The following is a 12,305-nucleotide window of genomic DNA, read 5'->3' on the forward strand; positions in this document are numbered from 1 at the left end:
ATTCACATGCGCAGTTGTAAGACCATTCATGTCATTTCCGCGCATGCCGAGGGCGAAGTTGGCGACGTCATTGTCGGCGGTGTCACTCCCCCGCCGGGGGATACGCTTTGGGATCAAAGAACATTTATCGCGCAGGATGAGACGCTCAGGAACTTTGTGCTGAACGAACCTCGCGGTGGTGTGTTCCGCCATGTGAACCTTCTGGTGCCGCCCAAACATCCCGACGCGGATGCGGCCTGGATCATTATGGAGCCCGAAGACACGCCACCTATGTCCGGGTCGAACTCGATTTGTGTTGCGACTGTGTTGCTGGATGGTGGGATCATTCCGATGGGGGAACCGGAAACCCATCTGGTGCTTGAAGCGCCGGGTGGTCTGGTCCGCGTACGGGCGGAGTGCAAAAACGGCAAGGCCGAACGCATCTTCGTGCAAAACCTACCCAGCTTTACCGATAAGATTTCGGTGTCCTTGGACGTTCCGGGTCTGGGAGGCATAACTGTCGACACAGCCTATGGCGGCGACAGTTTCGTGGTCGTTGATGCCAAGTCCCTTGGCTCTGAAATCGTTGAGTGCGAAGCACGTGACATCGCCCGGTTGGGTGTGGCAATTACCAATGCTGCCAACGAACAGCTTGGGTTCACGCATCCCGAAAATCCCGATTGGGATCATATCTCGTTCTGTGCTTTCTGCGGGCCACTGACCCAAACAGACAGCGGTTTGACCGGTAAATCTGCCGTCGCGATCCAGCCGGGGAAGGTTGATCGCTCACCCACCGGGACAGCCGTATCCGCACGGCTGGCGCTGATGCATGCCAAAGGTGAGATTGTACCGGGGCAGAGTTTTGAGGCCGTTTCAATTATCGGCTCGCGATTTGTGGGACAAATTATAGACACGTCGGAAGTGGGCGACCGACCTGCAGTTATTCCCGAGATCAGCGGCCGTGGCTGGATCACTGGAATTCACCAACACATGCTTGATCCGGAAGACCCCTGGCCCGGCGGCTATCGGTTGTCAGATACCTGGGGTGTGTAACAGTGGTGAATCTTGATTTCAGTGAAATGACTGCGATCCCTGCACTCAACTTGCATTGCTGTGGTCGGCAAAGCCACACCACGACAGGAGGCTGAGATGTCCGGGAAACGCGTGATTGCCAAGCAAAGCCTTCCGGACGTTATTGCAAACGACCTGCGCGAACGGATTCTGAGCGGCGAGCTTGCAGAAGGGGAAACCATCCGTCAGGAAGCCCTGGCTGAGGAATATAACGTATCGCGCATGCCAATCCGGGAAGCGCTGAAGCGTCTTAGCGCTGAAGGGTTGGTCCAATGGGCCAACAACCGGGGCGGATCTGTAACCAAGCATTCTCTGGAAGAAATTGGCGAAATTTTTGATCTGAGATGCCTGATCGAAGAGGATCTGTTTCGCCGATCGATTCCGAATATGACACCGCAACACATCGCGAATTGCGAACGGGTTCTGGTCGAGATGGAGACGTCATATGATGGCAACGACGTTGGAACATGGGGCGCCCTGAACCACCGGTATCATTCTGCACTATACGCGGCCTCCGGTCGGTACCTGACTTGTGAAGTGCTGGATCGCATCAGCCTGCAGTCGGACCGCTATGTCCGAATGCACCTGAGCGTGATGAAGCAGCGTGCCCCGGCCAAGAAAGAGCATCAGGAGCTTTTGGAGCTGGCAAAATCAGGCCAGACAGATGAGGCTTGCCAGCTTTTGGTGCGTCACATCCAGCGCACGAAAGATCAGTTGCTGGAGATGATCGCGTCAAGACGGGCACCCGATCGGACCTAGGTGTCGACCGGCCTGTTCAAAAATGCGCGCCGCTTGCAAAATCTTAGCGCTCGGCCCTCGAAATTCTCCTAGAGTGCCTGAGAAAACCGTCGAAGGGACAGAGAGTGCAAAATCATGGATATATGTCTGGCAGGTTGAACCTACCGTTCACGGGGATCGCGACATTTGGAAAATCTCCCTACGTGGAAGATTGGGACAGCATTGACGCCGATGTGTGCATTCTGGGCGCGCCTTTTGATTTCGGGACGCAATGGCGCGCGGGTGCGCGGTTTGGCCCACGAGCGGTCCGTGACGCCTCGACCCTGTTCAGCTTTGGGCATGCTGGGGCTTATGATCACGAAGACGATGCGACCTACCTTGATGGCTCGGTGCGGATGGTCGATCTGGGGGATGCGGATATCATCCACACCAAAACGGATGAGAGCCACCAGAACATCGAATTTGGCGTCCGTAAGATATTGAATGCCGGCGCGTTGCCGCTGGTTATCGGCGGCGACCATTCCGTCAACATTCCTTGCATTTCGGCCTTTGCGGATGACTGCGCCAAACATGGTCCCATCCACGTAGTGCAAATCGATGCGCACCTTGATTTTGTTGATGAACGCCATGGTGTCACCAACGGGCACGGAAACCCGATGCGGCGGGCCATCGAAAAGGAGTATGTTTCGGGGATGACCCAGTTGGGCATTCGCAACGTGTCTTCAACGGCAAAAGAAGGCTACGAGGATGCCCGCGCACGCGGATCGGATATCCTTTCCGTCCGTCAGGTCCGAAAATTGGGACCTCAGGTGGTGCTGAACCGCATTCCTGCAGGTGCGCGGTACTACGTGACGATCGATATCGACGCGTTTTGCCCGTCTATCGCTGCGGGCACCGGAACGCCCAGCCATGGTGGGTTTCTCTATTACGACGTGTTGGAGATTCTACAGGGGCTTGCCAAACGCGGGGATGTCGTTGGCATCGACCTGGTCGAAGTCGCTCCGTCCTATGATCCGACGGAAAGCACGCAGATTCTGGCGGCGCAGCTGTTACTGAACTTTCTGGGCTTCATCTTCCACGAACGCGCCCGGCGGTAATTGGTGGGGCCAGACAGCCCCACCCGAAACTTACGCTCCGATGATATTGTGGCCCGGTCCATACGGGAAGCCGGTGATGTTTTCGGCCCCGCCTTCCTCAACAACCAGAATATCGTGTTCGCGGTAGCCGCCTGCGCCGGGTTGGCCTTCGGGGATCCACAACATTGGCTCGATCGAGACAACCATGCCCGGCTCAAGCACGGTGTCGATGTCTTCGCGCAATTCCAGCCCGGCTTCGCGCCCGTAATAGTGGCTGAGGATGCCGAATGAATGACCGTACCCGAAGGATCGGTATTGCAGCAGGCCTTCATCCGCGAAGAAGCGGTTGATTTCAGCAGTAATGCCGGAACAGGTGGCACCGGGCTTGATCAGACTCAGGCCAAGTTCATGCGCTGCCACGTTGGCTTTCCACAGGCGCAGGCTGTCGGCGTCCGGTTCACCCAGAAAAAGCGTGCGTTCCAACGCGGTGTAGTAGCCCGAGATCATCGGGAACGTGTTCAGCGACAGAATATCGCCCTTTTTCAGTGCGCGTTTTGTCACCGGGTTATGGGCGCCGTCGGTGTTCAGACCGGATTGGAACCACACCCAGGTGTCGCGATATTCGGCATCGGGGTAGGCACGGGCGATTTCCGCCTCCATCGCATCGCGGCCTGCCATCGCAATCTCGATCTCGGTTGCGCCTTCACGGATTGCCGCATGGATGGCGGCGCCGCCGACGTCAGCGGTATGAGCACCGCCTTTGATCAACGCGATCTCTTCGGCTGATTTGATCATGCGCGCCGCCATCGTGTCCGGCGCGATATCGACCAGCTCGGGCGCTCCCAGCATTGCCAACGCGGTGTCGCGGGCGGCAAGCGTCATGTGGTCGCCTTCAATCCCAATGCGCTTGGCACCTTCGATCAGGTCGGCGACCGCGCGCCAGTAATTATCGCGTTTCCAGTCGGTGTAGATGACGTTGTCATCGACCGAACGTCGCCACGGTTGACCAGCATCGATATTGGCCGAGACGGTCGTGCAGGCATCTTGCGTGACCACGCAGCCATACGGACGCCCGAACGAGCAGTACAGAAAGCCCGAGTAATAGGCGATGTTCTGCATCGAGGTCAGCAGCACTGCGGGAATATCACGGGCTGCCATGATCGATCGCAGCGCAGCCAATCGGCGTGCGTATTCGTCTTTGCTGAACGGCATGGCGGCTTTTTCGCCGTTGTGACAGGTGAAGAATTCGGGGCGGTTTGATGTATCACTCATCTTTTGGTCTCTCATCTATGCCGGGCGGCAATACCCGGCCACATGTCCCGGCGTTCAGGACAGGCGGTCTCGGGGTCCGAGAGCCGATCACCCCCGATGATGCCGCGACGCCATCGCGACTGGGGTGAACGGGTGAATCGTTAGATCAGACAGGACGCCCCGTCAAGCAGGCGAGAGACCCCGCAAGCGTTCCGACCGCCGCCGCAGCAACTCGACCGTTGCCAGCAGCCCGATGGACAGCACCACAAGGATCGTTGCCACAGCCAGAATGGTCGGGCTGATCTGTTCACGCAGGCCAGTGAACATCTGCCATGGCAGCGTTTTCTGGCTGGCCGATCCCACAAACAACACCACGACAACCTCATCGAATGAGGTGATGAAGGCGAACAACCCGCCCGAGATCACACCTGGCAGGATCAGCGGCATCTGGATCGAAAAGAACGTACGCACCGGACCAGCTCCCATATTGGCGGCAGCGCGTGTCAGGGACCTGTCAAAGCCGACCAGTGTGGCAGTCACAGTGATAATCACAAAGGGAATGCCCAAAACGGCATGGGCAAGGATGACCTTCAGATAGCCCACAAAGTTCTTGTTCATACCCAGCGTACCCTCCAGGAATCGCCCGATGTCGCTGTAGAAGAAGAACATGCCCGTGGCCGAGATGATCAGGGGTACGATCATAGGGGATATCAAAATGCCCATAATTGCGCGCCGTCCGGGCACATGGGATTGGCTGAGCCCGATCGCCGCCAATGTGCCAAGCGACACCGAAATGACGGTGGCGATGGGCGCAATGATCAGCGAGTTTTTGAAGCTGCGCTGCCATTCATTGTTGGTGAAGAAGTCACGGTAATGCTTGAGTGAGTACCCCTCGGGGTCCAGCCGCAGCATCTCGGGCGTGAAGGTAAAGAAGTCCTGCGCGTTGAACGACAGGGGCAGGACCACAAGGATGGGCGTGATCAGAAAGACAAAGATCGCGCCGCAGATCACCCGGAACAGATAGTGATAAAAAACCTGTTTCGCCGTCAGGTAGGGCAGCAGCTTTTGGCGGTACCGCCCTTCGTACAACCAATAGATAAACCAAGCAAAGAACCAGCCGCCCAGCAGACCCAAAACGCCGCCCATCGGACCTGACAGTAGAATACCGGCGATCCCAAAGGCCAGAATAGTGATCCAGCGCGCCATCTGTTCATTCTTGAGAACGTTGATAAAGACCCAAGCCAAGCCTGTGATCAGAACAGCGCCGCCCAGAATGCCCAAGGGGATCGATCCGTTGCCAGCGCCGACAAACATGCCGGCGAAAGCACCAGCCAGCGCCACGATGGGCAGGACGACGGACATGGGTTTGCGGGATATTGGTGTAAGTGCTGCCATCTTGATTATCCCAACTTCACGTTATCTATGCCCACGATCTTGTCGTAGACCCAGTAGAGCAGCAGTACGACCGCCAACAAGATCGTGCCCAAGGCGGCAGCCAACCCCCAGTTCAGCGAGGACGAGATGTGATAGGCGATCCGGTTCGAAATGAAGACACCTTTGGTGCCGCCAACGATCTCGGGCGTGATGTAATAGCCGATCGCCAGAATAAAGACGAGGATCGAGCCCGCGCCAATCCCAGGAATGGATTGCGGGAAGTAGATGCGCCAGAACGTTGTCCAGTTGGTTGCGCCCATGGACTTTGCCGCGCGTGTATAAGATGGCGGTATCGTCTGCATTACGGAATACATCGGCAGGATCATGAACGGCAGCAGGATGTGCGTCATGGCGATGATCGTGCCGATCTGGTTGTTGATGATGATCAGCCTGGCATCATCGGCGACAAGCCCAAGCCAGACCAGCGTATCGTTGATCACACCTTGTTGTTGCAGCATAACCTTCCAAGCTGACGTTCGCACCAGCAAGGATGTCCAGAACGGTAATAGCACCAGGATCATCAGCAGGTTCGACACACGCATCGGCAAGGTCGCCAAAAGGTAGCTCACCGGATAGGCCAACAGGATACAGGACGCGGTAATCACCAGTGACATGAACAGCGTTCGGCCAAACAACTTAATCAGGATCTGCTTGTCTTCGGGCTGTGATTGCGCGCCTTCGGGTGTGCGGCGCATGTCCACAGCGTTCAGGAAATAGCCGTTGGTGACCGCGGGTGAGTGGGTTTTGATCACGGCCCAGGTCTTCGGATCGCCCCAGCCGTCGTGAATCTCGATCAGTTGGTCCTTGAACGGGCCGTCGGTTTCGGGGTCCAGCTTATTCAGCTGACGACCGGACCTGCGGAACATCGAAGACATACCGGTTTCTTCGTAGTTCAGACGCGATCCCAATCGGGTGTGCTGTTTGTTGTCGATGGCAACGACCATATCGCGGACAAACGCATCGTAGACGTCTTCTTCCGGCAATTCGCCGCTTTGTTCGTCCCATGTGCTCAGCGCCTGGACGGTCAACGGAAGCGTGTTTTCTACAATGCCGTTTTCAACCGAGCGGAATAGCATCGAGGCGATCGGGACGATAAAGGAAAACATCACGAACAGAAGCAGAGGGGCCACAAGTAGCAATGCACGCAGCTTTTGCCGTCGTAGAGAACGCGCCAGCGACTGCTTTAGCGGTGTACCGTCCGCTGCCAGCATAGGTCCCGCGTTTTGGCTTGCGTCAGTCATCGTTGCCCCTTGGTTTTTCTTGGGTCAGAGGGCGGCGCACCGCCCTCGACAGATTTATCAATGCAAGCGGCGCTTACTGCGCCAGCCACGCCTGGAATTTGGCGTCGATGTCGTCACGGTAATCTGCCCAGAACTCGTAGTTATACAGGAACGTGTTCTTGGCGTTTTCCGGATCGGTCGGCATATGCGGCGACATTTCGATGCCCAGGTCGGCGTGCTGACCAACCAGCGGAGCCGAAGATGCGCGGGCCGGACCGTACGAGATGTACTTGGCCTGATCTGCCAGACGCTGGGTGTCGGTTGCGAACATGATGTAGTCCAGCGCGCGTTTCTGACGCTCTTCGCTCAGGCCAGCCGGGATGATCCAACCGTCCAGATCGAACACCTGTGCGTCCCACAGCATGGCCACAGGCTGTTTCTGCTCTTCAATCACGCTGAATAGACGACCATTGTAGGTCGAGCCCATGACAACCTCGCCATCCGCCAGAAGTTGCGGTGTGTCCGCACCGGCAGACCACCAAACGACACTGTCCTTGATAGTGCCAAGCTTGGCCAACGCCTGATCCTGACCTTCAGGGGTTTCCAGAACGCTATAAACGTCGTCCTTGGCTACGCCGTCACACAGTAGCGCCCATTCCATGTTGTTGATCGGGCGCTTTTCCAGCGAACGCTTGCCAGGATAGGTTTCCAGATCGAAAACGGCGCAGATATCGGTTGGCGGGGTGTCACCCACCATATCGGTGCGATACCCGAAAGTGGTCGAGTAAACGATCTGCGGAATAAAGCAGTCGCTGACGAGCAGGTCACCAAAATCATCTGCGGCGGATGTGCCATCAGGTGCTGGCGCCAGCATGGTGTCCGGGTCGATTTCCATCGCCAGACCTTCGTCGCAAAGACGAATCGCATCTGCAGCCACGACGTCAACCACATCCCACGTGATGTTGCCCGCTTCGTTCATGGCGCGCAGCTTTGCCACCGCTTCTGCCGAACTGTCGTCATTCAGGATGGTCACACCTGTCTTTTCCGAATAGGGCTCGTGATAGGCCTTCAGCTGTGAATTGGAATAAGCGCCGCCCCAGGACACGATGGTCATCTCTTCGGCAGACAGGCTGCCCGCCGCCGTCGCAAGAGCAGCAGCCGTCAGTAAGGTTTTTGTTGGTTTCATGTGTTACTCCCAGTTTATCCCGTCTTGTATTTGTTCGGCCAATGCACGGGTTTTCACCAGCCGGTCCCTCAGCTTAGCTCCGCTTGTTTCGCGCAGCTTGGTCTATGCGTCCAACGCACGACAATCTTGAGCCAGCCAGCCAATCTCGATCTCCTGACCGGGGGCCAGCCGGACGGCGTCCGGCGCGTTGCGTGTTTTGACAATGAATTCGTCATTGCCAGCCACCGACATGCGGAACCGGAAAACATCGCCCATATAGATGAACTCTTTGACCGTAGCTTTCAGCGTATGCGCATCGGCGTGCAGGCGGTCTTTGTTGAATTCGACCCGTTCCGGCCGGATCGACACCTTGGTCCGCTCGCCCGCCTTGTGGACGTTGATCGGAACGGCATCAATTTCGGACCCGTCATCCAGCTGAACTAGGCACGTGTCGCCATCGATCGATTTCACGACACCTTCCAAAGTGTTGTTCTCACCGATGAACTGCGCCACGAAGCTGTTTTCTGGTTCCTCATACAGCTGATCGGGCGGTGCCAGTTGCTGAATGCGCCCATCGTCAAACACGGCCACGCGGTCGGACATTGTCAACGCCTCGGTCTGGTCATGGGTGACATACACGGTGGTGATCCCCAACTCGTGCGCCAGCCGGGTAATTTCGAACTGCATATGTTCGCGCAATTGCTTGTCCAGCGCGCCCAAAGGCTCGTCCATCAGAACAAGCTCGGGCTCGAACACCAGAGCGCGTGACAGAGCGATCCTTTGCTGCTGCCCCCCCGACAATTGCGCGGGCCGACGACTGCCAAACTCGCCCATCTGTACCATATCCAGCGCGCGTTTGACCTTTGCCTCACGGTCGGACTTGCCCATTTTACGGACTTCCAACGGGAATGAGAGGTTTTCGGCCACCGTCATATGCGGGAACAAGGCGTAGTTCTGAAAAACCATGCCAATTCCGCGCTTATGCGGCGGGATATTGTTGATGGGGCGCCCATCAAGAAGGATTTCACCATGGGTGGCGGTTTCGAACCCGGCCAACATCATCAGGCAAGTTGTCTTGCCCGACCCTGACGGCCCAAGCATTGTCAGAAACTCACCTTTTGGCAAAGCCAGATTGAGGTCCTTAACGACGAGAATTTCGCCATCATAAGACTTTTGAACGCGTTGAAATTCGACAAACGCGGCGTCGTTTGATGTTTCGGTCACAAGACCCCCTGTTTCGTCAAATGATTATCCGAAGGCATCGGATTTCATTGATCAGTGGAATCAGTTAAGACCAAGCCGAACATGTAATGCAACAATGAATGCTGTTTTTGCCAATTGAGATATCGAATTGATAACTCAATTCGCGTTATTTAGCGTCTTCATATGCCATGCCAGGCTTTGATTGCTGGAAAGCACCGGCTTTCCGATTCTGGCGCGAATCTCTGGGATGGCCGACAGGGTCCTGAGATTGGTGCAACTCAGAAAAACGGCATCCACTGATGGGTCCGAGCCCAACTGCGTCGCAGCGTCGATAACGGACTGACCCGAGATACGAACAACCTTTGCTTCCTCGGCTTCGCCAAACGTGCCGAAGACATCCGTGCTTATGCCATTTTGGGCAAATGCACGACGCAGCGGGACGTTGACCTCTTCAATATAGGGCGACAAAAGGGCAAATTTTGAAACGCCGAGGTCTTCGGCGCAAGCCGCAGCGGCGCGCAGCGGGTTTGTCACCTCGACCGTATCGCAGGTTTGCTTGACCAACTGCGCCACGCGATCAGATCCGATCACGGAACTGGCAGATGTGCACCCATAACCGACAACGCGGTAGGGTCGGGCACTGGGCAACAACCCGGCTGCTGCAGGCAGGGCGGTTTCCATTTCAGCCAAACTGTCTGTGGTCACTTCAATGCCGCTTGGAATACGGCTGACATGGATCGGGTACGCCCGGTCCGAGAAATAGGCGCTGAACTCCGGTTCCAGTGTTTCGTCGGTCTGCAGAACGATCAGCCCCATAGGTGTGGCTTTGGGATCATCCGCGTCCAGTGTGTAGGGAATCACAGTCATAGTTCGATCATCTCCGGCCCGATACGCGGGCTGATAAAGCGCGGATCACCCTCCGTGATAACGATGTTTTCTTCGTGAACCAGGATCTTGTTGTTGACCGCAATGCCCGGTTCAAGTGTCAACACCATGCCCGGTTGCAACACGGTATGATCCGTCGGAATAAGCGAGGGCCACTCGGTCAAAGACATTCCCAAACCGTGCCCCAGACGCCCGGCATCCGTGCTTTCGGCATCTGCTGTAAGTACCGCGTCCATGGCGTGAAACAGGTCCGCCGCTGTGGTCCCGGGCCTTGCCAAGTCAAAGGCGGCGTCCGAGGCTTCGATAAGCCGTGCATAAGCCGATTTCACTTCTGGTTGGGCACAGCCGATGGACCAGTTGCGGTCATAGTCGCAGAAGTATCCATCCCAGACGAGACCGGTGTCCAGCATCAAGACATCGCCATCGACCAAGGGCGTTGCGCGCGCGGGTGAGATTACATCTGTGTAACCGCCGGGTTCCGCACCACCGGCCAGATAGGGCACCCAATCAGCGCCTTCCTCAAGGCACAGCATTTGAAACCTGCGAAACACCTCGTCCAGTGCCACCCCGGCCCGGGCAATGTCGGGCACGCGCGCAAAGGCGCGACCTGCAACGTCACATGCGGTCTCGATCTTGGCAATCTCGCCGGCAGATTTGACCATTCGTAGCTGACGCAGGATCCCGTTGTCCCCTGCTATATTGCGCCCACCTATCTCGCCGTACAAACGGTTGAGATCGGCCAGCGGAATGCGTGCATGCGTCTCGTGCCCGTCGGGCATCCCGATTGTGCCGTCGCCGGGGGTGAGTTCATTCAGCGCGTCAGCCAGCAATGATACACCGTCATCGTGCAGGTCAGGTGCGATCCAGGTTCGAATGTCATTGATCCATGTTTGACCCATCAGCGCCGCTCCGATGGACGGGACTACCGCTACGGGCGTACCGTTGGCCGGAACGATCAGAAACCAGGGGCGGGTCGGGCTTTCCCAGAAGCGGGTCAGAAACCCCGTAAAATATCGCACGTCCGTTTCGGTGGTCAGCAAAAGGGCCGAAAGACCCGATGCGTTCATCAGATCCTGGGCGCGCTGTGTGCGCCCTTCAAATTCGACCTGATCAAAACCTCTCATTCGGCGATTTCGGACAGAAAACACAAGACGCGTGACCCGGCATCGATGCCCAAGGCGGCCCTGATGTCGCGGTTCAGCACAGCGGCAATTCCTGCCCCGCCCGAAGCTGTGGTTTCAAGCCCGGCTTTGGCCATTGCACCCAACTGATCGATCACTTCACCATCGGTCAAGGTCAGGAAACGATCCGCGTCTCTCGCTAAGCCGTTCAATGCGATCAACGACGGTTCCTTGCAGTCGAGACGCCCCATGATGCTGTCTGGCCCATCAGCGAAAACGCACTTCCCGGCCTCAATGCTGGCTTGCAGGGCGGGTGCGACTTCGGGCTCGACAACGATGATGTCCGGCGCGTCGCCCCAGGCTGTTCGGGCGTAGGCCGCGACGGCGCCTGCAAGGCCACCAACGCCTGCTTGCAACAGAATATGCGTCGGGGTTTCGGAACATTGATCAACCGCCTCGGACGCCATCTGAAGATAGCCTTCCATCAGGGTGTGAGGCAGTTCAAAGTATCCCTCCCAGGAACTATCAGACAGCAAAATCCACCCATTGTCGCGGGCGGCGGCGCTGGCCGCATCCATGCTGGCGGCATAGTCGTGGCCACTGCGAACCACTTGCGCATCTTGCGCGCGCAGGCGTTCGGCAAAGCTTTCAGGAACCGTTTCGGCAATATAGACGACGGCCTTGGCACCAAAAATCTTTGCGCCGGCTGCAACGCTCATCCCGTGATTGCCAGCGCTGGCCGTCACGTAAGTAGTGCCGTTCAAAGTCGTCGCGTCAGGGGCGTCCGTTTTGTCTGCTGCGTGCCGTGCGATCACGTAAGCCGCCCCGAGGGCCTTGAAAGAACCCAGATTCATGCGGTGTCGTTCGTCCTTGACCCACAGGCGCGCGACAGGTGCCAGGCCTTCAGCCTCGACAAGCGGTGTCTGTTCTGCCGCTGGGCATCGTGAAAGCAAATCTGAGACACGTGCCGCATTTGTTGAAGGGTAAGGCGCGGATGGGATCAGCTTCTGTCCCCCCCGATGTGGGTTGTTGATGAGCCGCATGTCCCCTCCAAATACTCGACCTATTGACGTGAGCCGATTGGTGCAGTTGTGTCAACTGGATTTGTCCCGCAACGGAATTGTCGATGTCGCACACTGACCCCGCATCTATGCAATCGGAA

At 57.1% G+C, this 12,305-nt stretch carries 11 protein-coding genes; 3 read left to right on the forward strand and 8 right to left on the reverse strand.

What is annotated here, in order from left to right; all coding sequences use genetic code 11:
* The first annotated feature begins 6 nt into the window (after positions 1-6).
* The 3 genes from Q1B13_RS22410 to speB all read left to right on the forward strand — a co-directional run bounded on the left by Q1B13_RS22410 (position 7) and on the right by speB (position 2,885).
* Entirely contained in the window at positions 7-1,032 is a 1,026-nt protein-coding gene (locus Q1B13_RS22410) for a proline racemase family protein (RefSeq protein WP_299084473.1), read from the forward strand.
* 96 nt (positions 1,033-1,128) lie between these two features.
* Positions 1,129-1,809, forward strand: a complete 681-nt coding sequence (locus Q1B13_RS22415; protein WP_299084471.1) for a GntR family transcriptional regulator — start codon at positions 1,129-1,131, stop codon at positions 1,807-1,809.
* 104 nt (positions 1,810-1,913) lie between these two features.
* Positions 1,914-2,885, forward strand: coding sequence for an agmatinase (gene speB / locus Q1B13_RS22420; protein WP_299084469.1), 972 nt, complete (start codon positions 1,914-1,916; stop codon positions 2,883-2,885).
* A gap of 30 nt (positions 2,886-2,915) precedes the next feature.
* On the opposite strand, the gene Q1B13_RS22425 is transcribed toward speB, so the two are convergent.
* From Q1B13_RS22425 to Q1B13_RS22460, 8 genes are all read right to left on the reverse strand, one after another.
* Positions 2,916-4,136: an aminopeptidase P family protein gene (locus Q1B13_RS22425; protein WP_299084467.1), complete on the reverse strand. Its 1,221-nt coding sequence runs from the start codon at positions 4,134-4,136 to the stop codon at positions 2,916-2,918.
* A 162-nt stretch (positions 4,137-4,298) separates the two neighbouring features.
* Positions 4,299-5,510, reverse strand: a complete 1,212-nt coding sequence (locus Q1B13_RS22430) for an ABC transporter permease (RefSeq protein WP_299084464.1) — start codon at positions 5,508-5,510, stop codon at positions 4,299-4,301.
* Between the two features lie 5 nt (positions 5,511-5,515).
* Positions 5,516-6,790 (reverse strand): ABC transporter permease, encoded by a 1,275-nt coding sequence (locus Q1B13_RS22435; protein ID WP_298937617.1) that lies wholly within the window; start codon positions 6,788-6,790, stop codon positions 5,516-5,518.
* Positions 6,791-6,863: 73 nt separating this feature from the next.
* On the reverse strand, positions 6,864-7,955 hold the full coding sequence (locus tag Q1B13_RS22440) for an extracellular solute-binding protein (protein ID WP_298937616.1): 1,092 nt from the start codon (positions 7,953-7,955) through the stop codon (positions 6,864-6,866).
* Positions 7,956-8,057: 102 nt separating this feature from the next.
* A complete protein-coding gene (locus Q1B13_RS22445) occupies positions 8,058-9,158 on the reverse strand; it encodes an ABC transporter ATP-binding protein (protein ID WP_299084461.1) in 1,101 nt (366 codons plus the stop codon).
* Between the two features lie 135 nt (positions 9,159-9,293).
* Complete coding sequence (locus Q1B13_RS22450) at positions 9,294-10,004, reverse strand: aspartate/glutamate racemase family protein (RefSeq protein ID WP_299084459.1); 711 nt, start codon at positions 10,002-10,004, stop codon at positions 9,294-9,296.
* Positions 10,001-11,146, reverse strand: a complete 1,146-nt coding sequence (locus Q1B13_RS22455) for a Xaa-Pro peptidase family protein (protein WP_299084456.1) — start codon at positions 11,144-11,146, stop codon at positions 10,001-10,003. Before Q1B13_RS22455 ends, Q1B13_RS22450 begins: the two co-directional genes overlap by 4 nt.
* On the reverse strand, positions 11,143-12,186 hold the full coding sequence (locus tag Q1B13_RS22460; protein ID WP_299084454.1) for a pyridoxal-phosphate dependent enzyme: 1,044 nt from the start codon (positions 12,184-12,186) through the stop codon (positions 11,143-11,145). Before Q1B13_RS22460 ends, Q1B13_RS22455 begins: the two co-directional genes overlap by 4 nt.
* Between the last annotated feature and the right edge of the window lie 119 nt (positions 12,187-12,305).

Source organism: uncultured Ruegeria sp. (genome assembly GCF_947489545.1).
Classification (GTDB): Bacteria; Pseudomonadota; Alphaproteobacteria; order Rhodobacterales; family Rhodobacteraceae; genus Ruegeria.

Excerpts from the sequence above, each read along its gene's own strand:
- Q1B13_RS22410 (WP_299084473.1), top strand. The coding sequence starts at position 7 with ATGCGCAGTTGTAAGACCATTCATGTCATTTCCGCGCATGCCGAGGGC.
- Q1B13_RS22415 (WP_299084471.1), top strand. The coding sequence starts at position 1,129 with ATGTCCGGGAAACGCGTGATTGCCAAGCAAAGCCTTCCGGACGTTATT.
- Q1B13_RS22425 (WP_299084467.1), bottom strand. The coding sequence starts at position 4,136 with ATGAGTGATACATCAAACCGCCCCGAATTCTTCACCTGTCACAACGGC.
- Q1B13_RS22430 (WP_299084464.1), bottom strand. The coding sequence starts at position 5,510 with ATGGCAGCACTTACACCAATATCCCGCAAACCCATGTCCGTCGTCCTG.
- Q1B13_RS22435 (WP_298937617.1), bottom strand. The coding sequence starts at position 6,790 with ATGACTGACGCAAGCCAAAACGCGGGACCTATGCTGGCAGCGGACGGT.
- Q1B13_RS22440 (WP_298937616.1), bottom strand. The coding sequence starts at position 7,955 with ATGAAACCAACAAAAACCTTACTGACGGCTGCTGCTCTTGCGACGGCG.
- Q1B13_RS22450 (WP_299084459.1), bottom strand. The coding sequence starts at position 10,004 with ATGACTGTGATTCCCTACACACTGGACGCGGATGATCCCAAAGCCACA.
- Q1B13_RS22455 (WP_299084456.1), bottom strand. The coding sequence starts at position 11,146 with ATGAGAGGTTTTGATCAGGTCGAATTTGAAGGGCGCACACAGCGCGCC.
- Q1B13_RS22460 (WP_299084454.1), bottom strand. The coding sequence starts at position 12,186 with ATGCGGCTCATCAACAACCCACATCGGGGGGGACAGAAGCTGATCCCA.